Source organism: Clostridioides sp. LIBA-2809 (assembly GCF_056688965.1).
This window is the reverse complement of record NZ_CP197004.1, coordinates 1908216-1930802: the sequence shown is the minus strand read 5'-3', so window position 1 is coordinate 1930802 and position 22587 is coordinate 1908216. Positions and strand designations below refer to the sequence as shown.

General features: G+C 27.5%; 21 protein-coding genes. 7 read left to right on the top strand and 14 right to left on the bottom strand.

The genetic code is table 11. From position 1 onward, the window contains the following. Nucleotides 1-26: 26 nt before the first annotated feature. The 3 genes from ACTG44_RS09270 to ACTG44_RS09260 form a co-directional block, all read right to left on the bottom strand. Nucleotides 27-1349 (bottom strand): sigma-54-dependent transcriptional regulator, encoded by a 1323-nt coding sequence (locus tag ACTG44_RS09270; RefSeq protein WP_479921625.1) that lies wholly within the window; start codon nt 1347-1349, stop codon nt 27-29. Continuing rightward, complete coding sequence (locus ACTG44_RS09265) at nt 1349-3343, bottom strand: ATP-binding protein (protein WP_021384532.1); 1995 nt, start codon at nt 3341-3343, stop codon at nt 1349-1351. The genes ACTG44_RS09270 and ACTG44_RS09265 overlap by 1 nt, the downstream gene beginning before the upstream one ends. Nucleotides 3344-3426: 83 nt before the next feature. Then, nucleotides 3427-4674: a GntP family permease gene (locus ACTG44_RS09260; protein ID WP_479921624.1), complete on the bottom strand. Its 1248-nt coding sequence runs from the start codon at nt 4672-4674 to the stop codon at nt 3427-3429. 231 nt (nt 4675-4905) lie between these two features. Here ACTG44_RS09260 and ACTG44_RS09255 point away from each other — a divergent pair, with 231 nt between their 5' ends. The 4 genes from ACTG44_RS09255 (at nt 4906) to ACTG44_RS09240 (ending at nt 7863) form a co-directional block, all read left to right on the top strand. After that, nucleotides 4906-5451: a helix-turn-helix domain-containing protein gene (locus ACTG44_RS09255; protein WP_021384563.1), complete on the top strand. Its 546-nt coding sequence runs from the start codon at nt 4906-4908 to the stop codon at nt 5449-5451. 13 nt (nt 5452-5464) lie between these two features. Continuing rightward, nucleotides 5465-6151 carry a YjjG family noncanonical pyrimidine nucleotidase gene (locus tag ACTG44_RS09250; protein WP_479918664.1) on the top strand — a complete coding sequence of 229 codons (687 nt, stop codon included), beginning with the start codon at nt 5465-5467 and terminating at the stop codon, nt 6149-6151. Nucleotides 6152-6584: 433 nt separating this feature from the next. After that, nucleotides 6585-7166, top strand: a complete 582-nt coding sequence (locus tag ACTG44_RS09245) for a TetR/AcrR family transcriptional regulator (RefSeq protein ID WP_021384511.1) — start codon at nt 6585-6587, stop codon at nt 7164-7166. Nucleotides 7167-7200: 34 nt separating this feature from the next. Next, nucleotides 7201-7863: a nitroreductase family protein gene (locus ACTG44_RS09240; protein ID WP_479921623.1), complete on the top strand. Its 663-nt coding sequence runs from the start codon at nt 7201-7203 to the stop codon at nt 7861-7863. Between the two features lie 310 nt (nt 7864-8173). Here the strand turns inward: ACTG44_RS09240 and ACTG44_RS09235 are convergent, their stop codons facing one another. The 4 genes from ACTG44_RS09235 to ACTG44_RS09220 all read right to left on the bottom strand — a co-directional run bounded on the left by ACTG44_RS09235 (nt 8174) and on the right by ACTG44_RS09220 (nt 11737). Continuing rightward, nucleotides 8174-8794, bottom strand: coding sequence for a vitamin B12 dependent methionine synthase activation domain protein (locus ACTG44_RS09235; protein WP_021384540.1), 621 nt, complete (start codon nt 8792-8794; stop codon nt 8174-8176). After that, nucleotides 8784-9806, bottom strand: coding sequence for a uroporphyrinogen decarboxylase family protein (locus tag ACTG44_RS09230; RefSeq protein ID WP_479921622.1), 1023 nt, complete (start codon nt 9804-9806; stop codon nt 8784-8786). Before ACTG44_RS09230 ends, ACTG44_RS09235 begins: the two co-directional genes overlap by 11 nt. Nucleotide 9807: 1 nt before the next feature. Beyond that, nucleotides 9808-10446 (bottom strand): cobalamin B12-binding domain-containing protein, encoded by a 639-nt coding sequence (locus tag ACTG44_RS09225; RefSeq protein ID WP_021384517.1) that lies wholly within the window; start codon nt 10444-10446, stop codon nt 9808-9810. Nucleotides 10447-10585: 139 nt separating this feature from the next. Further along, nucleotides 10586-11737, bottom strand: a complete 1152-nt coding sequence (locus tag ACTG44_RS09220) for a GNAT family N-acetyltransferase (RefSeq protein WP_021384570.1) — start codon at nt 11735-11737, stop codon at nt 10586-10588. Nucleotides 11738-12158: 421 nt separating this feature from the next. Between ACTG44_RS09220 and ACTG44_RS09215 the strand changes: the two genes are divergently transcribed. Continuing rightward, nucleotides 12159-12971: an Mrp/NBP35 family ATP-binding protein gene (locus tag ACTG44_RS09215; RefSeq protein WP_021384552.1), complete on the top strand. Its 813-nt coding sequence runs from the start codon at nt 12159-12161 to the stop codon at nt 12969-12971. Between the two features lie 87 nt (nt 12972-13058). Here the strand turns inward: ACTG44_RS09215 and ACTG44_RS09210 are convergent, their stop codons facing one another. From ACTG44_RS09210 to ACTG44_RS09180, 7 genes are all read right to left on the bottom strand, one after another. Then, nucleotides 13059-13250 carry a hypothetical protein gene (locus ACTG44_RS09210; RefSeq protein WP_021384545.1) on the bottom strand — a complete coding sequence of 64 codons (192 nt, stop codon included), beginning with the start codon at nt 13248-13250 and terminating at the stop codon, nt 13059-13061. 195 nt (nt 13251-13445) lie between these two features. Then, a complete protein-coding gene (locus tag ACTG44_RS09205; RefSeq protein ID WP_479918662.1) occupies nt 13446-14651 on the bottom strand; it encodes a nitrogenase component 1 in 1206 nt (401 codons plus the stop codon). A gap of 1 nt (nt 14652) precedes the next feature. After that, entirely contained in the window at nt 14653-15930 is a 1278-nt protein-coding gene (locus tag ACTG44_RS09200; RefSeq protein ID WP_479921621.1) for a nitrogenase component 1, read from the bottom strand. Nucleotides 15931-16026: 96 nt separating this feature from the next. After that, nucleotides 16027-16821 (bottom strand): ABC transporter ATP-binding protein, encoded by a 795-nt coding sequence (locus ACTG44_RS09195; protein ID WP_021384554.1) that lies wholly within the window; start codon nt 16819-16821, stop codon nt 16027-16029. Further along, complete coding sequence (locus ACTG44_RS09190; RefSeq protein ID WP_479921620.1) at nt 16821-17801, bottom strand: FecCD family ABC transporter permease; 981 nt, start codon at nt 17799-17801, stop codon at nt 16821-16823. Before ACTG44_RS09190 ends, ACTG44_RS09195 begins: the two co-directional genes overlap by 1 nt. Before the next feature lie 16 nt (nt 17802-17817). Next, nucleotides 17818-18708, bottom strand: coding sequence for an ABC transporter substrate-binding protein (locus tag ACTG44_RS09185; protein ID WP_479921619.1), 891 nt, complete (start codon nt 18706-18708; stop codon nt 17818-17820). 42 nt (nt 18709-18750) lie between these two features. Next, nucleotides 18751-19500: a nucleotide-binding protein gene (locus tag ACTG44_RS09180; protein WP_021384542.1), complete on the bottom strand. Its 750-nt coding sequence runs from the start codon at nt 19498-19500 to the stop codon at nt 18751-18753. Nucleotides 19501-19648: 148 nt separating this feature from the next. On the opposite strand from ACTG44_RS09180, the gene ACTG44_RS09175 reads away from it, so the two are divergent. Together ACTG44_RS09175 and ACTG44_RS09170 are read left to right on the top strand one after the other, a co-directional pair. Beyond that, nucleotides 19649-20389, top strand: a complete 741-nt coding sequence (locus ACTG44_RS09175) for a helix-turn-helix transcriptional regulator (protein WP_479918659.1) — start codon at nt 19649-19651, stop codon at nt 20387-20389. A 308-nt stretch (nt 20390-20697) separates the two neighbouring features. Further along, nucleotides 20698-22317: a Na/Pi cotransporter family protein gene (locus tag ACTG44_RS09170; protein WP_479918658.1), complete on the top strand. Its 1620-nt coding sequence runs from the start codon at nt 20698-20700 to the stop codon at nt 22315-22317. The last annotated feature ends 270 nt before the right edge of the window (nt 22318-22587 follow it).

Here is a 22587-nt window from a genome sequence, read left to right as displayed (position 1 = left end):
TTCTCACTTAATGAGAAGTTTTTTTCTCACTTGATATTATATTCTGATATTTTATTAGTTAATTGTCTTCTGCTAATCTCCAATTTTTTAGCTGTGTTTGAAACATTATTTCCACATAAAGATAAAACCTTTTCAATATACTCACACTCAAATTCTTTTCTTATCTCCCTTAGAGGCCTAATACTTATTTTATCATCTATATGCACATTATTTGATATTAAATTTAAATTATCTTTTGATAAATTACCTTCTTCACTTAAAACTACAAGCCTATTTATTATATTTTTTAATTCTCTTATATTTCCTGGATAATTATAATTTAATAAAAAATCCATTACTTCCTTATCAACTGAACATACCTTTTTATCATGTTCAATTTGGTACTTATTTAAGAAAAATTCTATAAGTGTATTTAAATCTTCTCTTCTACTTCTTAACGGTGGTATAGTTATTGTTATTGTACTTATCCTATAAAAAAAATCTTCTCTTATACTTCCATTTGATATTTCTACTTTTGGTTCCTTATTCATTGCACAAATTAACCTAAAATCAACTTTAATTGATTTATTACTTCCTATTCTTTCTATAGATTTATCTTCCAGTGTTCTTAGTAATTTTACTTGAACATTTAAAGGTATATCTCCTATTTCGTCCAAAAATAAAGTTCCTTTATTCGAAAGTTCAAATCTACCTTTTCTACTATCCACTGCTCCTGTAAAAGAACCTTTTTCATGACCAAACAACTCAGACTCCAATAAATTTTCTGAAAAAGCACAACAATTTACAGGCACAAATATCTGATTTCGTCTTGGACTTATACTATGTATATACCTAGCTAGTATATCTTTGCCTACACCAGACTCCCCCAAAATTAACATATTAACATCTTTACAAGCAGCTTTTTCTGCTATTTTTATGACATCATTAAAATTTCTATTTTTGGATTCTAAAGTAAACTCTAAATTATTCTTTTGTGTAGAAAACGACATTTTCACTACTTTTACCTTTTCAATTTCTTCTAATAAATTTTCAATAGGATTACTCTTTATAAAATAAGATAGAGCACCTCTTTTCATAGCATCTACTGCATTTTCAATACTTCCATATCCTGTAACTAATATAACTTCTATACTTTTATTAATAGATTTAATTCTATCTAATAGCTGTACTCCATCCATATTTTTCATCATAACATCAGATAAAACCAAGTCATAATTCTTATCTTTTTTAATGATATTTATAGCTTCTTCCCCACTTATTGCTATATCTACAAGATATCCATTCTTTTGTAGAATTTTTTTCATTACCGTTCCATACTCTAACTCGTCATCAACTACTAGTATTTTCATTATATAGTCACCTCTTTATTTAGTGGAATCTTTATATGAAAACAAGTTCCAATACCCAATTTACTTTTTACACTTATATCTCCATTATTCTTTTTAATCTCATTATAAGTAATATATAGGCCTAAACCAGTCCCTTCACCTATTGGCTTTGTAGTATAGAAAGGATTAAATATATCCTTCAAAGCATTTTCTTTTATTCCTTCACCATTATCTTTAAAATCTATAAACAAGTAACCATTTTCTACATAACAATCTATAATAATCTTCCCACTTTCATGTATTGCATCTACTGCATTAGAAATCAAATTTATAAATACATGTTTCAATGATTCTCCATTTATATAGCATACTAAATTCTTATCACACTCTATTTTTACTTCAATATTCTTTAACTGTAAGATTTTATATTGAAGATTGACTATATTTTCAATAAAACTTCTTATATTTATATTTTCTAGATTATCGTCTGATATCCTTGCAAAATTTAACAAGTTTGTTATTATATTACTTGCTCTATCTACATTGCTTTCTATAGATTTTACACAGTCATTTACTTCCTCCATTGTAACATTATCTTTTAAAAGATAACAATTGTTTCTTATTATTCCTAAAGGATTTCTTATCTCATGTGCTACACCAGAAGCTAGCTGCCCTATAGATATCATTTTATTTTCTCTAAGTAATTTTGCATCTACTATTTTATCATTCGTTATATCTTTAATGAGAACCACTATGTACTCAATATTATTTTTTTTATATTCTACAGGAAAAGTATTTATCTTTAAAATCTTATTATGTAATTCAATTTCATTTGTTTTATGTGCATTGTCAGAAAATGTATTTTCAATAATTCCCTTTATCATGTTAATTAAATCTTCTCTTTTATAACTTATTTCGTCTACAAAATCACATAGAACTTTATTAGACTCTACTATGTTGTAATTTTCATCTATAAGCATTATTATATCTGTAATACTATTAAATGTAGCTTCTAAAGTTTTTTTATTTTCCAGTACTTCTTCTGTTTTTCTTTTTATTTCTATCTTTAATAAATATGTATAGCTATAAAATATATAAATTGATATTAAGATTATACCTATAAAAAGATAAATACTTGGTACAATTCCTCTCTCATACAATACATCATCAACATCATTATATGTAGGATACCATTTTTTCTTTAAGTCTTTATATACACCATTTTTTTGAAGTTTAAAAATTCCTTTATTTAAAATACTGACCAATTCTTCATATTGTTTAGGTACAGCAAGAACAGCCTTTTTAGTATAAATAGGACTAGTTAAAATATTGTATTTATTTGAAAGTCCATAATTGCTTATATAATATTGTAATACTGGCTCATCACCTACAACTGCGTCTACCCTTCCTGACATTAAATGATTAACCCCAGTCTTTATATCTGGAGTTAATACTATATTTATATTTCCAACTTTTTGCTTTAAAAAATTTATAGAATAGTCACCTTCTGGTATTGCTATTGTCTTTCCCTTTAAATCCATGTAACTATTTATATTTTGAGATTTCTTATCTTTTAATATATTTGCACTCAAAGTATATATTGGGTCAGTAAATATAAATTTCTTTTCCCTTTCCTTTGATGGAATTAAATCAAAGAATTTGATACTATCATCTACCGAATTTACGAAAGATTCTTTCCACCAAGTATTTGGCTTAAAATAAAAGTCTCTACCAATTTGAATTGACAGAGAATTCATTAAGTCAACAATAATTCCCTTATATTGTCCATCTTCATTACCTTTATACCTCAAAGGAGGAGAACTTTGGTCAGAGCTATACATCAAATTCTCATGTCCTTCTAACCATTCTTTTTCTTCTTTTGTAAATGGCAGTGATTTTTTAATATATTCAAATACATCTAGATTATATTCCGTATTTACATACATATTTGTAAGTGAAAATACCACTAAAAAAGAATAAATAATACCCATAATAACTATCTTTTTTTTATTCACTTTAAAACTCCAATCTTCTTTTTTATTATTAAATTCAATATTTAATAACAAAATCCTACTTTTTCATTAAATATTTGTATTTATTATAGGATTAATTGAATAGCTGTTGAAACTATAGTCATTACTATACCTATTAATGCTTCATATGGAATTAATTTAAATCTTTCTCCTATATCCATATTTATACTTCCTGCACTAGTATGGAATAATGAACCATGTGGCAATTGCTCAAATACACTAGAACCTGCATTTACAATTGATGCACCTGAAATAGGCGATAAACCACCATTTATTATAGCATCAGAAAAAGTTGATGATGCTATAGTAGCTCCAGCTGTTGATGATGCTGTTGCTAATGACATAAGTATACCTGAAATTGGTGCTAATAAAAATTGTGGCATATTTAAAAATTGTAGTATATTTATCGTACTCTGTTGCAATTCAGACACCTGTATAATTCCTGCAATAGTTCCTGTTCCAAGTAATAATATACAAACTCCTTGCATCTTAGATAATCCAAAAGCTAAATACTCTCTTGAATTGTTCAAATTTCCTGTAACAATTAAAGTTACTATTCCCCCTATTGGAAGAGCTATCATAGGGTCTATGACTATTGGAGATATATTTCCCAAAAACAATAATAAGATTGCCACAATTGGACCACATAATGATTTAAATAAACTTGGCAAATCCTCTCTTTGCTCCAAGATTTCATATGATTCTATTTTATTACCTTTATTTGTTAACATACTTGCCAAGATAACTGTAATCACAACTCCAACAATTGCTGGAATTATATTTGCAATCATAACACTAGATAAATTGACAGAAAAATTTCCTGCCACTGCTATAGTATTGGGGTTTGGTGATATTATATTACCTGCTTTTCCTCCTCCTAACATTGCTAAGAGTATTGATAGTTTAGAATAATTTAATTTTCTACCTATATATAAGCCTATAGGTGCTACTGTTATTATAGATACATCTAAATTCACTCCTACTCCAGCAAGTACCATAGTTGAAGCAGCAATTGAAAGCAAAGCTCTCCTTTCACCTAATATTTTCACAATCTGTTCTGATATCCTATCTACTGCCCCTGTTTTTATTAGACTTCCAGCTAATACACCTGATGCTAAAGCTCTAAGAATTGATGGTGAGATATTCATAGCTCCAGTTGCCATAAAATCTACAGTTTGTGTTATGTTTGCTCCTCCAACTATTCCTCCAATAAATGCACCTAACATTAAACTATAAACAGCTTGAAATTTTTTTATAATTAAAATAATTGCTACTAATAAGCCAAATATAGCTCCAAAAGTTGTTATTTGCATAATACTCCCTCCTATCATAAGTTAATTATTTTTTACTTAATTTAATTTTATTTAAATATATTTTAAGTATTCTGTATCCTATTGTCAATTATATTTTAATTTATTCAATTAGATTGAACATTATTTTTTCAAAAATCCATTCAATATGTTATAATAATTTCATACTGTATAATCTTTTATTTGATTATTTTAGGGTAATATTTTTTAAAATGAAAAAGAAGGGATATTCATATGAATGATTTAAATTTAGGAGAAAAAATAGCTGAAGTTCGAAAAAAACAAAATTTAAGTATTCGAGATTTAGCAAAACTAGCTGATGTTACACCATCATTATTAAGCCAAATAGAAAGAGGCCTTGCTAATCCATCTGTAAATTCATTAAAGTCTATAGCCTCTTCTCTAAATGTTCCTCTATTTACATTTTTTGTATCTGAGGTAGACAAAAAAAGCTTAATAGTAAGACATGATAGTAGAAAAAAAGTTATTTTACCTGGAAGCAATGATGTTGTATATGAAGTTTTAATTCCAGACTCTAGTAGTAATTTAGAGTTTGCAATTATGGATTTAGCTCCAAATACTTCTTCTTGTGTAGATAGAATTACTCACAATGGAGATGAGATTGCATATGTTTTAGAAGGAGAAGTCAAACTTTTTATGGATGATGATGAATTTACTCTATTTAAAGGCGATAGTGTTAAAGTTCCTTTAGGAACGAAACACAAATGGCAAAATAATTCAGATAGTGAAAGCAAAGTAATTTTTGCAGTTATCTTATAAAGGAATAAAACTTATGAAAACATATAAATTTATATTTTTTGATGCAGATGATACTTTATTTGATTTTAAGAAGAGTGAATCACATGCTTTTAAAAGGCTTCTATCTAAGTTTGGTTTGAGACTTGATTATGAGAAATGCATAAAAATATATAGAAATATAAGTGATAAACTTTGGCTTGACCTTGAAAAAAATATTGTAACTTTAGATGAACTTAAATTACTTCGATTTAAACTTTTTGCAGATGAAATGAAATTAGATACTGACCCTAAAATTCTTAGTAAAATGTACTTAAGTTTTTTAGGTGAATGTACATTCTTAATTCCAGGTGCAGTCGATATGTTATCATATCTCAAGAAAAAGTACACAATAATTATAATAACAAATGGAATATCTGAAGTTCAAAACAGAAGACTTAAGAACTCAGAAATAAAAGAATATATTGATGGAATTGTTGTGTCTGAAGAATTAAAAATATCAAAACCAAATCCTGAAATATTTAAATATGCTCTTAAAAAATTTGATTGTGATGATAAATCTTCTGTGTTAATGATTGGTGATAGTTTGACATCGGATATTTTAGGAGGAATAAATTCAGGAATAGATACTTGTTGGCTAAATTCCAATAACAGTATAAATAATACTAGCTATGCACCAACTTATGAAATAAGTAGTCTGCTTGAATTGAAAGAAATTATTTAGTCTGTAAATCACTACATATTAAGTAGAATATTATTATTTTGTAATAATTTTTTGTTATATAAACTTTGATTATATTTCACAAGTTAGAAAATGTCAGTATATCCTGTGTTTATAGGCTCTACTGACATTTTCTATATCAACTTATATTCTTATTCTTCTTTAACTATAAATAACATTTTAAAATGTTCAAAACCCTCTACCTACATGATTAAATACTCTATCTAAAGCATCCTTAGTTCTCTGTTTTTAATTACTTGTGTATTATTTATTCAAAAATACATATGACTAGATAAAAAAATAATAACAATATGATAAGTCAATTTACAATTTTAGGTGACTTAATAAATCTTCATCTCAATATTGACACATGTTAATATAGGTGCTATGCTATAAATATGTTAACATGTGTTAATATTTAATAAGGAGGCTCATATTGAAAAAGAAACCATACCATCACGGCAACCTGCATACAGAATTGATTGAAGGTGGGTTAGCTCTCATTCATGAAGAAGGCAAGGGAAATTTTTCGTTGCGAAAGCTGGCAAAAAGAGTAGGTGTATCACCTACTGCCTGTTATAATCATTTTACTACAGCAGAACAGCTACTGTCAGAAATGAAGAATTATGTTACGAAAAAGTTTTGTGAAGCATTAACTGAAAATCTGAATACTTCTAAAGATTATCTATCTCTAAGCTTAGGAAAATCATATGTGAACTTCTTTGCAGAAAATCCACACTATTTCACTTTTATCTATGATAATGATGATTATAACATACGATTGACAGAAGATTCATTTGAAGGAGATTTTCAACCTTTTCTTATTTTTAAAGAAATAGCAACACAATGTATGGAGCATATCCAAGTACCAAAAGAAAATATTCATAATAATTTAATCGTCATGTGGGCAACAGCACATGGACTTGCTGCTATGGCCAACATGAAAGGCTTTCACTATGAAGGCGATTGGGGAGCATTGACTGAAACACTTCTAGAAACAAAAATAGATTTATTTTAGAATGAATACTCTAAATTGGAAAGGAAAAAATAAAATGACTATTTATGAGGCTATGATAAACCGCCATTCTGTTAGAAACTATCAGGATAAAAAAATAGAAAATAATAAGATTCAAACATTGACAGAAGAAATCGCTCTCTGCAATAAGGAAGGTTCTTTAGATATACAACTCATTACAGATGATGAAAATGTATTCAAAGGTCTGATGGCACACTATGGAGGCTTTCGCAATGTTAAAAATTACATTGCACTAGTGGGACCAACTGGAGATAAGCTTGATGAAAAACTAGGTTATTATGGTGAACGTATCGCTTTAAAAGCACAACAACTGGGATTAAATACGTGCTGGGTTGCAGTAACATATAAAAAAAGAAAGTGTAAGGCTATTATTAAAGATAATCAAACATTGGTATGTGTACTGGCAATTGGATATGGAGTTACACAAGGTACAGCACATAAATCTAAACCTATGTCTCAAGTGTGTAATGTTAGTACGGATATGCCTGCTTGGTTTGAAAAAGGTATGGAAGCCGTATTACTTGCACCTACTGCAATGAATAAACAGAATTTTATGATAACATTAGAAAGCGAAAAACCTAGATTCGAAGTAAAGGAAAGTAAGTATAGCAATATAGACCTAGGAATCATTAAATATCATTTTGAATTGGGAGCTGATATCACTTTAGAAAAATGGTAATAAATCTTATATTTATTTAGTAAAGGCTTACAAAAAGAGCTGTTTACATTTGATAACATATAAAATAGCTCTTTTTTAGTATCTGAGGTATAAAAATAGCCATCCACTTCTGAACGGCTAAAAATCGACTATGGAACATCTTTTTTGAATATCTTTTTTATGGCATTTTGTAATCTATATACTTTATTCAATTTTTACGTTTCAGTACTGATATGATGCAATGTATTTTTGCTATGTTTTTCAGCTTACAAATGTAACTAAAAAAATCATTGCTATTCATACATAAAACAAGTTTCAATCTTGAAGATATCTAAAAGCATTTTTGAGGACATTTACTACATCTTGATTCGAGATTTTCTTCATCTCCCATTAAAATAAGCATTGCAACACTCTTTATAGGTGATAGTTGATGATAATTATTGATTTCTATTTCTACATTATTATATTTATTTTTTATATAGTTATAAATATCTCTTTGTTTCTCAACCTCAAAATCTTTATCTCCTGGATATATCTCATATGATATATTGAGATTACTATATTCTTTTTTTAAGTATCTTTTTATTTTTTCATTAATACAATCTAAGCATACTACACCTATTTTATCCAAGGCTAACCCTGCCATCATATTGCAATTTTTCATATAGTCATTCATCTTGATGTCAATCTTATCTCCTATTGTGTACAGTATAGCAAATGCTTTTTTACACTTTTTAGGCATTCTATTAATGTCAACTTCACTTATATATATCTTAATATCTAAATTATCATTTATATTTTTTATTTCTCTCTCAACAATTTCACTAATCGTATCTGGAGCTTTCCTATTTCCATACCCTAAAAACTTTAACACAATATTTTTATCTATAAAAATATCTTCTAAATTTAGATATTCTAAAAAAGATTTATTTTCATTATTATTATAATTCATTAATATCAATCCTATCTAATTCTTTATAACTAATTCTTCCTGCCTTTATAGCTGCTTGTAAATTTTCTACTGGAGTGGTATTTAAACAGTTACATCCAAAGTTACATAAGAAATTGTCATAACCTCTCATCTTCTTTAACAACTTTAGTGTCTCTCTCCTAATTTTATCTGGATTAGAGCGTCCAAGAAGTTTTATTGGGTCTAAGTTACCAATCAATACTATATCTCTAGGAATCATTGGAGCAATTTCTTCATAGTCTAAAATTTGGTCTAAACTCACTGCATCTATATTACAATTTAACATATTGTCTAATAATTCTCTAGTATCTCCACATATATGCATACCTTTCCAACAATCAAGTTCATCATAGATTTTATTTAAATTTTTTACTATATACTCATCAAATCTATCTTTGCTTAAGGTCACTGATGTTGGTTCTGCTATTGAAATATATTTGGCTCCTGCTTTATTTGCAGCCACAGCATATCTTCTTACCAATTCAGTTGTAAATTCCAATAACTCTTCCACAAATTTTTTATCAGTTATTATACATCTCAAAAGTTGTGTAGCTCCAGCTAATTGACCTGCAAGTGTAAACGGACCTTGTATAGCCTCATATAATGGTTTTTTTATACTTTTTGATATAAGTGACAAACTTTCTATATTAAGTGTCATACGTCCACTCGTATAAGGGTCTGGAACTTCTAGCTTTCTTAATTTTTCCCTATCAGTTATAGTATGTGTTAATACACTTGGAAAATCATAATCTGGTCTTAGTGTCTCTAGACCTAAAGTCTCACAAAATGTAATACCATCACAGAATGAATATATAAAATCTGATTCAAAATACTTGTCCATAGTCTTTGCTAATTCTAGTTGTATATCTACACTATCATATACTTCATAGGCCTTTTTATTTATTAGAAATAATCCATTTGTCCCCATATCAGGAAGAAAAAAACCTCTATCTTCACTGTTTATATATTGAAGTAAAGTCATGTCTGAAAACATCTTAAACTTCACCTCCTATAAGTTTGTTTATTAATTTGACTGCTTTTGGAGCATTTGAGCTATATCCATCTGCTCCGATTTCTTCTGCAAACTCCATACTTACAGGACCTCCACCAATTATTACTTTAGGTTTTTTATCCATCTTAATCCTATTAAGCTCATTTATGACTGACTTCATGTTCTCCATGGTAGTTGTCATCATTGAAGATAAGCCTATTATATCCACATTGTTTTTTATAGCTTCCTCTATTATATCTTCACTTTTTCTATTTACACCTAAATCAATAACCTTGTATCCAGTAGCTTCTACCATTACTTTTACAATGTTTTTTCCTATCTCATGGGTATCTCCTTCTACTACAGACATCAGAATTACTCCCTTTGATTTTTTCTTTACTTTTCCAGTTCCTTTCAAAAGATTAATTCCTTTATTTAATGCATCTGTACATACTATAACTTCTGAAAGATAGTATTCTTTGTTCTCAAATTTATCTAAAGCTCCTATCATACCTTTATTTAAGCCATATTCATAAATATCTTCTACATTAATGTTTTTATCTATTGCAATTTTAACTAGATTTTCTATATTGTCTACACCCATATTTAATATACATTCTGCTATATCATCAAGTATGTCCATATAATAATTTCATCCCTTCTAATATCTCACAAAATTTCTTTTTTTAACACTTTTTTAACATACACTAATTTATGTTATTTAATAAGAACTCTCTTTAGACATAATCCATTTTCATTGAATACAGTCGAAAAGCACACAATTATTGATAATTTAAATTTGCAGTCCATGGAAAATCTAAAGGAAATACCTTTGTTGCAAATTCATGTATATTTTTTAAATGTTTAAACTCATTGTATTGCTCTTCGTTTTTTTCAAAAAACAGTTTATTAAGTTTATCCAAACTTTCTATTACAAGTTCTTCTTCTTTATATTTAATAATATATTTATTTTCAAGTTGTTTAAATTCCATATATTTTAATATCTCAGAATCTACATATTGATTAAAATAACTTCTTAGGTTATCACACAATTTTACAAAATTTATTATTTTCATCGTTCCTTGTTGATAATCTAAAGTTTTTATTTCACTACCTTGTAATTGGTCTTTAAGATTTCTCACGTGTACTTTATAATCTAAGTATTCTAAACCAAATTTATTTGTAACATATTTCAATACATTTTCAACGTTTACAGAGTTTAAACCTATCTCAGCCACTTCTCCTACAATAGAATTTTCTTTTTTTATTGTTCTTATTATTAAATATCCTATAACATTATTATTTTCTTTTATAAATACCTTCTTGTAATCAATTGGTCCCCAAGCAATAGTTGCCGCATGTAATAATTTTTTGAACTCATCTTTTGTTCTTATGAATCTAGTGCTATTTTGATTATATAGTGCAACCATTTTATTTAAATCATCATCTTTTTCAAAATTAGTTTCATCAAATTCGACTATTTCATATGGTATTTTCACATTCTCAGGTTTTATTGTATATTTATAGAAACTTTTTACCAAACTACAATTTCTTCTACTGTATAAAGTTCTTGTTCCTGAAATGATTACAACATCTACACCATCATAAAACATTTTTTCTTCTACTTTATCCAATATCTTAGATGAATATCCCTTTTTTTCATAATCTGGATGAGTACACACTCCACCAATGGCTGCAACCTTCAAATTATTTCCTTGAATAGATACATCTTGAATTAGATAGTTTACATCTGAAACTATTTTATTATCTTCTGATATTACAATCATATTTTCTACATTATTTTTATTTAACAGGATAGGAAATTCCTCCATCATAGTTGGCTTATGATTTCTTGATACCCTAAATACATAGTTTATTAATTCTATTACTTTATCGAATTCTTCTAGTTTTGCACTTCTTGGTCTTAATTCCATCTATACTCCTCCAAATATTATTTAAAATACTTAAGCTCTATTATCTATAATAAAACATTTATTACTACATTTCTAATTATATCTTTTTTCTTTGCAATTTTTAATTGTTTTTTTAGCAAATTTTTATAAAATATACATCTAATTCCCAGTTACACCTATAAAATGACCAGTTATGCAAAATATGTTGAAATATTTTATATATATTTATATGATTAATGTCTATAGGTCAATTGAAATAATCACTTTTTCGAGAAGGTTATAATTTTTTTATTACCTTCTTTTTTTATTATAAATTATAAATCAATAAATAGAAAATACTCTAAGTTGCTTTTAAATAATGACTTTATGGTTCAATTGTACTAAAATAGTATATGTAGGTTGCAAATAATCTAATAAATATTAAAGCTTGGAGGTAATAGATATGGCAGATTGTAATTCATGTCCATCAAAGGGAAATTGTAATAGTCAATCAAATTGTTCTATTGAAAATAACCCTAACAATAAATTTGGAAAAATAATTGGTGTTATGAGTGGGAAAGGTGGGGTTGGAAAATCAACTGTAACTGCTTTACTTGCTAATAAACTAAACAAAATGGGATATAAGGTTGGTATATTAGATTCAGATATAACTGGACCAAGTATTCCTAGACTTATGGGTGTAAAAAATGTAAAAGCTTATTCTGATGGCTCTTATATTTATCCTGTAGAAAACTCAAATAACATAAAAGTAATGTCTATAAACCTTATGATAGATGATGAAAATGAACCTGTTGTATGGAGAGGACCTTTACTTGGAGGTGTTGTAAAACAATTTTATACTGATGTTCTTTGGGAGGAGTTAGACTATTTATTAATAGATATGCCTCCTGGTACTGGAGATGTTGCATTAACAGTTATGCAATCTATACCTATAAGTGGAATAGTTATGGTTTCAGTACCTCAAGACTTAGTGTCTATGATTGTATCAAAAGCTGTTAATATGGCTAAAAAAATGAACATAAATGTTCTTGGAGTTATTGAAAACATGAGTTATATCCAGTGCCCTGATTGTTCTAAAAAAATAAAATTATTTGATGGAGAATCTACTGAAACATTTTTAAATGATTTGGATTTAGAACTTTTAGGAGAACTTCCTATGACTAAAGAAATTATAGATATCACTCATAATGGAGTTACAGAAATTAGCAATGATTTAGACTCAATATTAACTAATGTTGTTGAAAAAATTAAATAAATAAAAACTTTATAGTTTTTATATTTACGATAAAAGAGGCTTGTCTTTATTTTTAAACAGTACAATAAAGACATACCTCTTTTATATTTATCTATGTTTTAAGTACACAAAATACTCTTCTACTATATCTCCATTTTTTACTTTCACTAAGTATTCATTATAATGAGCGTTATATGGTTGTGTCATTTTACATTCTATTACATTTTCTATGTCTTCTAATTCTAAAAGTTCTACATCCTTTAAAAATTTTCTCTCTATGAGTTCCTTTAATCTTTCCATAACATATCCCCACTTCCCCTATAATTAAGATAAATTCTATATACTTTTAATTACAAAATTTACCTATTTATTATATTATATCCAATATCTTAGGGTTTCTAACACAACTCATAAGTTATTTTAATAAAACATGTATTCATTTTTAATAACTATATCCACAATAAACAATTTTGCATATTTTCTATGTATTTAGAGCTATATATTTAGTATTTTTTCGATTATATAAAGAATTCCCCTTAGACCTACAAATGGAGTATATGGATATATATTTACACTTTTTAGATTTGGATTACTTATTTGTATATCCAGTTTTGAATTGTGTTTCATATCTATACTAGCACCATCTGCAAGTAATACTAATAAGTCACTCTCCTTTAAATATTTACTTCTATCCAGTTCATCGTTTCCAATATAGACAGATTTATCATTACAATCTGCATTATGTAAGATGTTAACTCTATCAACTTCAAGACCTAATTCCTCTAACAAGTCTCTGAAACCCAAAGCAGTATCATAATCTCCAAATACAGCACATTTTTTACTTTCTTCATAAAAATAAAACTTTCTTTTTATATTAAATAAATATTTCTTTATACTAGAAACTTCATCTTCATAAGCATTTTTATCTAAATCCCATTTAGTTACTTTTTGTATTTCATTTATAAACTCTTCAGTATTTTTTATTCCATAAGGTTTCTTATACACATATGGTATATTGTACTTATCTTTCATAAAATCAGCTGCTTTTATACCTTCTTTTCTAAGAACTATATTTAAGCTTGATTTGGACGCATTTTCTATCTCATCTATTGATGTATATGATGTAAAAGTTGCATTTACTTCTTTTTTAAAAAACGTCTTCATCATCCTTTTAATTTCTTCACAATCTGATAAAAAATTAAATTGGTCTATAGTACATCCAATTATATTAAAACTATCAAATTTTTCATTACTATCTTTAACAACTTCTTTTGCTAATATATATAGAAGCTCTTCTACGCCTTGGTTATAATCATCTCTTAAACCACCTGTTGTAATTGGAATTAATTTACAACTTACAGACTCACTTAAAATGTTACATATCCCGATTATATCTGTACCTATAATTGAAGATACCGATGAAGCCATTACAAAAATATACTTGGGTCTGATATTATTATCTATTTCAATTATAGCTTTCTCTAATCTATCATAGTTTCCAAAAGTAACATCACTTTCACTCATATGAGTTGAATAGATTTTAGCCTTATCTTCGCCATTGAGACTTCCAATTGCTTCTACAGCATAATGAGTTGTGCCTGATGGTCCAAATTCTATGACACAAGCTTCATTTATTGATGATACTGTAAATATTATTCCCATTCTATCAGAAGGATTTGGAAAATATTTATATATTTCCATATTAAATCACTTCCTTTCTTGCCGATTTTTTTACATCGAATAGTTTTATTAAAGTTTCCATTATTCCTATAGGAAGCTCAAAACCTATTTTTTGTGCATGTTCATCTAATGTTATTTGTATAAGCCCTTTCTCTCTTAATAACATTGGGTTTTCATGCCCTATATAAATATCTGCATTTATAGTTTCATATAAATTTCTAAGTGGCGCTATATTTGCAATTCTACTTACATATGGATTATATCCTTTTTTTATTATGTTATCTTTAAATAAACTATCTTGTTCATAAAGCTCTCTCACTTGAATAAATTCTGGAACCAATCCTAACTCAGTTAAAAAATCAACTGTTTCAAATGCCATCATTGGTGTATTTCCATAAATTAATTTTTTACCCTCTAATAAAAACCTACATTCACTCAATAATGAATTGTATGTCTGTCTTTGCTTTGATAACTCATCTTGTACATCTATATCTAAAATTTTACAAAGCTTATTATAGTTTTCTATTATAATTGATTCTTTCATGTTTTTATCAAAATATATGTATTCTATCCCAAACTTATTTTTCATATCTTCTGCTAAATCCAAAGCTATCATGTCTGTCACTATGTTTAACTTAGCACTAGATGCACTTTTAATGTCTTTTATAGTACACTTAGATGGGATTACACAATTTATTTTTACATCTTCTTTTACAAGCAATTTTACAAGTTCTGTATCTTCTACATTCTCTTGTCTATGACCTAAAATATTAACTCCTTCTTTATTTTTATAACGTTCCATAACTGATGATAAACTTTTTAAAGCTCTAGTCATACCAAGTATATGGGAATTACAAGTATAATGCTCTGTATTAACCGTTAAGACAGGTATTCCAATAATATCTTCTAATTCACTAGACAAAGCATTATAATCTTCGCCTATTAATTCTGGTACACATGTAGTTACTATCATTATTGCATCAAATTTTTCAGTTTCTGAAATATACTTTACAGCCTCTACTACTTTTTTTTCTGCTCCAAAAACTATATCTTTATCTTTTAATACTACTGAATAAACACTATCTCTGCCAAATTGTCTATGATATGCAAAATTTTTACTATAGTAAGTACATTCATTAGTTCCTACTATTACAAGGGCCATATTCTTTATATATGATGCAGTCAATACAACTCCAAACAATGGACAATGTGTTCCTGGGAATACAGCATATGATAAAGACTTTATATCTTTATCACAATCTATATCTTTTAATCTATTTAATATATCTAAAGTATACATATTTTTTCCTTTCTAATCTTACTACCCATGTAATTTTAAGATTATAAAACTACATGGACAGTAACTTTTTTTCTTTAATTATCAATTATTAAACTTTCATATACTGCTAGTTCTTCTACATAGCATTATTGGATGAATCCTAGGCTTTTTACTAATTGGGTCTACATCTATATCACATTTCACTTTATAGACATCTTTTATTATTTTTTCACTTATTACCTTGTTAGGATGACCATCTGCTACTATAGAACCTTTATTCATAATAATAAGTCTATCACTATATTTACTTGCTTGATTTATATCATGTAAAACCATAATTATAGTCATTTTAAATTTTTTATTTATATCTTTTATAAGTTCCATAAGTTCTAATTGATGAGATATATCTAAATATGTTGTTGGTTCATCTAATAAAAGTATATCTGGCTTTTGACAAAGAGCCATCGCTAACCATACCCTTTGCCTTTCACCTCCAGATAGATTACTCACCAATTTATCTTTATATGTTTCAAGACCTGTATTTCTCATCGCCCAAGTCACTATCTCATCATCGTTCTTATTTTTACCTTCAAAAAAACCTTTATGTGGTATTCTCCCATAGTATATTAAGTCTTTTACCTTTATATCTTTTAAAGAGACATTATGTTGAGCTAATAATGCAACTTGTCTTGAAATTTCTTTATTACTCATGACTTTCATATTTTTTTTACCAATATATATGTCACCTTGTTTGATTTTCAATATTCTAGACAATGATTTAAGAAGTGTAGACTTTCCTGAACCATTTGGTCCTAATATAGAGACTACTTCGCTTTTTTTTATGCTTACACTCAGGTTGTCTATGACAATTTTATCTTCATATCCTATTGTAATATCTTTTATATTAAACATTAATAACTGCCTCTCTTTCTTAATAAGTATAAGAAGAATGGACCTCCTATTATGGACATAATAACACCCACTGGAATCTCTATTGAGCCTCCTATTGTTCTTGCTAATGTGTCTGCAATTAATAAAACTATACTTCCTAAGATTATACTAAATGGGATTGTATATTTATGGTCACTACCAAGTAACATACGTGTTATATGTGGCACTATTAGACCTACAAAACTAATAACACCTACTATAGAAGTGGAAACTCCAGCTAGAAATATTGCTACTAATGATATTACAAATCTACTTCTATTTACATTAAAACCTAGATTTGTAGCTGCATCATCTCCTAATTGTAGTACATTTGCACTTCTGATAAGGAAAACCGCCCCTATAAGACCTGCAATAGAATACCATATCAACATATTTACATCTAACCATGTTTTTGTTGCCAAACTCCCATTTAACCATAACATTGCACTTTGGATTCTTTCGCTATACATAGTTGATAAATATGATATCACACCACCTAATATAGTGTTTACTGCTACACCAGCTAGTATAATTCTCTCTGGTCTAAGACCATTTTTATATGCCATTAAATATACAACTGCACAAGATATAAGACCTCCTATAAAAGCAACTATTGGTAACATACTTGTGTATTGTGGAAATAGAAGCAATATTATAATAGCAGCTACACTTGCTCCTGTTGATATACCTGTTATTCCAGGGTCTGCTAATGGGTTTTTCATAACAGCTTGTAACAACAGACCAGAAACAGCTAAATTCGCTCCAACTAATGCTGCTAATATATTTCTAGGTAATCTCATCTTATATACAATTGTAGTAACCATTGGATTATTTTCATTTATTAGTGCATCAAATATCTCTTTAAGACTTAAGTTTACACTGCCTATAGTAGAAAAAAGAATTAGCAAAACAATTACAGTTATCATGCCTGTAATTATTAATAAAATTTTTTTATTATCCATATTATTCACCTAAAATTTATTTATCTCCATACAAGATATCTCCTAATTTATTTATTGAATCTTTAACATATATATTTGCAGATACATTAAATATACTTGAATCTAAATCTATAACTTTCCCATTTTTTACTGCGTCTAATGTTGCCCATGCAGGATTTTTTTCAAAAGAGTCATCAAATGCTTTCTTAGTCTCTTCAATATTTCCATGTGCAAATCTAAGTATATAATCTGGATTTTCTTTTAAAATTTGTTCTAAACTAAACTGTATATAACCTGACTCTACATTATCTGTTAAATTATCAGCTATATTTTCAGCACCTACTGTTTTTATTAAATCTCCAAGATATGAGCTTTTTGTAGCTAACATAAAATTGTTTCCACCACCAAATAATATTGCTACCTTTGGTTTTTTTGCTTGTTTTTTTGATTTTTCTACTACAGATTGTTCTACTCCTTCTAATTCATCAATAAGTTTTTTTGCTTCACTCTGTTTATTTATTTTTTCTCCTAAACTTTCTATACTTTTAAGAAATTTTGTATATGTACCAGTCTCAAAATAAAAGGTATCTAAGTTATATTCCTTCATGCTTTTTTCAACATTTTCTTTAAACATACTATCAACTACAAATACATCTGGTTTTAGAGATGCTACAATTTCTAAATCTGGATTCATAGCCTGTCCTACTTCTGGCAAATTTTTATATTTTTCAGGTAAATCAGATTTGGTTGTTGGTATTCCTACCAATGTAGCATCCAATTTATCTAGGACTTGTGTCGCTGCCACTGTAGCTGAAGCTACATTTACATTATTATTTGTCTCCTTAGATTCACTATCTGATGGTTTTGAGCACCCTGTTAATATTAATGAGCTAAGTAAAAATACTGAGCATAACTTTTTTAATTTCATAAAATTCCCTCCACAATAAACTTTATTTTAGACATATATTTTTTAATTATTTTGCATAATTTTATTTGCAAGATTTATATATACTTCTGACATTTCATTGTATTTATCTTCTTCTATAACAGTTCGTCCATTATTTTCAGACTGCTGTACAATTTTATTTCTTGGTATGTAATGAAAAACTTCACTTTTTATTTCATCTGCCAATTTTTCAACTAATTTCCTTTCATTTTCAACGTTCTTGGCATTTAATATAAGACCTTTTAAAGAGGCATATCCTCTGTTTTTAAATTGTTCTACAGCTAAAGATATATTACTTGCAGCGTACATTGACATCATTTCTCCAGAAGTTACTATGTACACTTCCTTTGCAAATCCATTTCTTATTGGCATTGAGAAACCTCCACAAACAACATCTCCTAGAACATCATAAATTACTACATCTGGATTATATATTTCAAATGCTTTTAATTCTTCTAATTTTTCAAAAGCTGCTATTATACCTCTTCCTGCACATCCTACACCTGGAGTCGGCCCTCCAGCCTCAATGCATAATACTCCTCCATATCCTTCAAACACTATGTCTTCAAGCTTTAGCTCTTCCTTTTTTTCTTTCATTACATCAAGTACTGTTGGTATAAATTTTCCTTTCATCAAATTTTTTGTTGAATCAGATTTTGGGTCACATCCTATTTGCATTACCTTATATCCTAAATGAGAAAGTGATGCTGATAAATTGGAAGTTGTTGTTGATTTTCCAATTCCTCCTTTCCCATAAATAGCTATTTTTTTCATTGACTTTCTACCTCTCTTACATCATAATATTATTTAACGAAATTAATTATCATTCGCAATAACTATTTTAATTGATATATGTTTTTAATTCTTAACTATATTTGTTTTTTTATAAAAATATTTGTATAAATTTAAAAGAGGTGATTTTTTGAAAGATTTTAAAGATGATATGGAACTTATCATTAACGATTTTTTTGACTGCTGTAATATTCCAACAAAAGCAGTTAGTAAGGATTTAAAAGACATTTGCAGTATTGGATATAACTCTACTTTAGAAATATATTTTTCAAGTTTAAATATATTTAAGAACATAAATAGTACAGATTTTATATCTAATAAAAATCTTTCCTATATAATGCTAAGTTTTTGTGATGACATACATATTTTAGTTATGCCCATACATAAGTTTGATGTCTCTAGTGGTTATTTTATTGTAGGTCCTTTTAAGTCTTGTATCAATGATGATATAGAGTTTGTAGACATTCCATTTAAACCTTTATCATGTTTAGATTATATATCCAATCTTTTATCAGAAATATGTCATGATAAAATGAAACATAAACCAGCTCTTAGCTTTTATGTAAAGAAAACTATAGATTATATTCATAAAAACTACTCAGAAGATATAACAGTAACCGATATATGTAATGACCTACAACTTAATAAAAGTTATTTTTGCTCTCTATTTAAAAAAGAAAGCGGATATACTTTTACTAATTTCCTCAATAAAGTTAGAGTTGAAAAAAGTAAAAAATACCTACTAAAAAAAGATTTATCTATTTTGGATGTTGCTGTACTCGTTGGATTCAATAGTCAAAACTACTATAGCATGGTTTTTAAAAAGTTTAATAATCTTACACCAATTGAATATAAGAATATTTATAATTAAAAAATATCATTCTAAAAAGGATGATATTTTTTACATGCTTTTTACAAATAGAGTTAATTCTTTGTTAAATCAACTATACATAAAATGACCTAAATATTAGTCCAAGTCTTTAAATTGCTATATATAGCAAATTTTCTTAAATTAACAACAACTTAAATATTTAACATTCTCTTAACGTATACTTAACAAAACATTAATATTTTTATTGACAAAATTTGTTATTCTATATTAAGGAAACAATAAATTTTAGTTAATAAAGTTTATAATTCAGATAAAAAATTTATTAATTTCTTAAGGGAGGAAATATCGTGAATATAGCAATTAGTCTTATCGGTGGGCTTGGACTTTTTCTTTATGGAATGAGTTTAATGGGAGAAGGTCTACAAAAATCGGCAGGAGACAAATTAAAGAAAATTATTGAACTCTTAACAAGTAATGTTGTTATGGGTGTACTGGTAGGTACAGTTGTTACAGGTATTATACAAAGTTCAAGTGCTACTACTGTTATGGTTGTAGGATTTGTAAATGCAGGAATAATGAATCTAAGTCAAGCTATTGGTGTAATAATGGGAGCAAATATCGGTACGACAGTTACTGCCCAATTAGTTTCATTTAATCTTGAAGGAATAGCACCAATTGCTCTTGGTGTAGGTATTGTATTCTATTTATTTACATCAAATCAAAAAACAAAACATTTATCTGAAATACTTATTGGCTTTGGTATATTGTTTACAGGAATGGAATTTATGAAAGATGCAGTGGCTCCACTTGCTGAGTACAAAGCATTTACTGATGTACTTTTATATTTTAGTAAAAACCCTGTATTGGGTATATTAGCAGGATTTGCTATAACTGGTATTATACAAAGTTCAAGTGCATCTATGGGTATGTTAATAGCCTTAGCTTCTCAAGGTATACTACCTCTATCAGCTGCTTTACCTATCCTTTATGGAGATAATATCGGTACTTGTGTTACTTCACTTTTATCAAGTGTTGGTGCAAGCAGAAATGCTAGACGTGCAGCTGTAATGCATCTAAGTTTTAATGTAATTGGTACAATCATATTTATGCTTGTTTTAAATAAACCTATATCAGCTATAGTTACTCATTTTGACCCAACTGATACGGCTAGACAAATAGCAAATGCACATACTTTATTTAACCTTACAAATGTTATAATATTATTACCATTTTCTAAATACATAGTTAAATTAGCAAGTAAACTTATACCTATTAGAGAAACTGAATCAGAAGTAGTAAATAATACTAAGTACTTAGATGAAAGAATGTTTAGTACTCCATCTATAGCACTTGGTAATACTGTACAAGAAGTTGTAAGAATGGGACATAAAGCTACAAATTCTTTAGAACATGCAATTGCAGGATTCTTAAATAAGAGTAGTGATGATATTAATAAAACTTTTGAATCAGAAAAAGTTGTCAATAAATTACAGAAAGATATACTGAACTATCTACTAAAACTTTCTAAAGAACCTCTTAGAGACGATGAACGTTTTAGAACAGATTTACTTTTTAACACTGTAAATGACATTGAAAGAGTATCTGACCACGCAGAAAATATAGCTGAATTAGCTATGAGTGTTAAAGAAATGAATGTTAATTTCTCTGATAGTGCAATAAAAGAAATCTATGAAATATACAATAAGACTATGACTAACTTCAAAGATGCTTTAATAGTTTTAGATGTTAAAGATTTTGAGTTAGCAAATAAAGTTTTAGAAGTCGAAAATGAAGTAAATTACTTAGAAAAAACTTTTAGAAATTCACACATGATTAGATTAAATAATGGAAATTGTACAATTGATGCTGGTGTGCTTTATCTTGATTTACTTACTAATTTAGAAAGAATTTCTGACCACTCAACAAATATCGTAAAACAAGTATTAAAACTTAAACAAAAAATATAGTGATTACTTTTATATGTAATCATAATCAATAAAAAATAAGAAGCTATAAATGATACTTATATTATTTATAGCTTCTTATTTTTTATACAAGATTAAAATTCTTATATTATCCTTTTGTTATAAAACAATTATTATCTAGATTATTTATAAATATTTTGCTAAAAATTTAATATCCTAATTTAATAAGTTTATTTTATTTTTTAATATTATTACATTATCTAAATGTGTTATTATATATTTGGATATTTTCATATTTAATAGGAGGGGCTC

Bases quoted from the DNA above. Each gene is read 5' to 3' on its own strand.
- ACTG44_RS09270 (WP_479921625.1), bottom strand. From the start codon at position 1,349: ATGAAAATACTAGTAGTTGATGACGAGTTAGAGTATGGAACGGTAATG.
- ACTG44_RS09260 (WP_479921624.1), bottom strand. From the start codon at position 4,674: ATGCAAATAACAACTTTTGGAGCTATATTTGGCTTATTAGTAGCAATT.
- ACTG44_RS09255 (WP_021384563.1), top strand. From the start codon at position 4,906: ATGAATGATTTAAATTTAGGAGAAAAAATAGCTGAAGTTCGAAAAAAA.
- ACTG44_RS09250 (WP_479918664.1), top strand. From the start codon at position 5,465: ATGAAAACATATAAATTTATATTTTTTGATGCAGATGATACTTTATTT.
- ACTG44_RS09240 (WP_479921623.1), top strand. From the start codon at position 7,201: ATGACTATTTATGAGGCTATGATAAACCGCCATTCTGTTAGAAACTAT.
- ACTG44_RS09235 (WP_021384540.1), bottom strand. From the start codon at position 8,794: ATGAATTATAATAATAATGAAAATAAATCTTTTTTAGAATATCTAAAT.
- ACTG44_RS09230 (WP_479921622.1), bottom strand. From the start codon at position 9,806: ATGTTTTCAGACATGACTTTACTTCAATATATAAACAGTGAAGATAGA.
- ACTG44_RS09225 (WP_021384517.1), bottom strand. From the start codon at position 10,446: ATGGACATACTTGATGATATAGCAGAATGTATATTAAATATGGGTGTA.
- ACTG44_RS09220 (WP_021384570.1), bottom strand. From the start codon at position 11,737: ATGGAATTAAGACCAAGAAGTGCAAAACTAGAAGAATTCGATAAAGTA.
- ACTG44_RS09215 (WP_021384552.1), top strand. From the start codon at position 12,159: ATGGCAGATTGTAATTCATGTCCATCAAAGGGAAATTGTAATAGTCAA.
- ACTG44_RS09210 (WP_021384545.1), bottom strand. From the start codon at position 13,250: ATGGAAAGATTAAAGGAACTCATAGAGAGAAAATTTTTAAAGGATGTA.
- ACTG44_RS09205 (WP_479918662.1), bottom strand. From the start codon at position 14,651: ATGGAAATATATAAATATTTTCCAAATCCTTCTGATAGAATGGGAATA.
- ACTG44_RS09200 (WP_479921621.1), bottom strand. From the start codon at position 15,930: ATGTATACTTTAGATATATTAAATAGATTAAAAGATATAGATTGTGAT.
- ACTG44_RS09195 (WP_021384554.1), bottom strand. From the start codon at position 16,821: ATGTTTAATATAAAAGATATTACAATAGGATATGAAGATAAAATTGTC.
- ACTG44_RS09190 (WP_479921620.1), bottom strand. From the start codon at position 17,801: ATGGATAATAAAAAAATTTTATTAATAATTACAGGCATGATAACTGTA.
- ACTG44_RS09185 (WP_479921619.1), bottom strand. From the start codon at position 18,708: ATGAAATTAAAAAAGTTATGCTCAGTATTTTTACTTAGCTCATTAATA.
- ACTG44_RS09180 (WP_021384542.1), bottom strand. From the start codon at position 19,500: ATGAAAAAAATAGCTATTTATGGGAAAGGAGGAATTGGAAAATCAACA.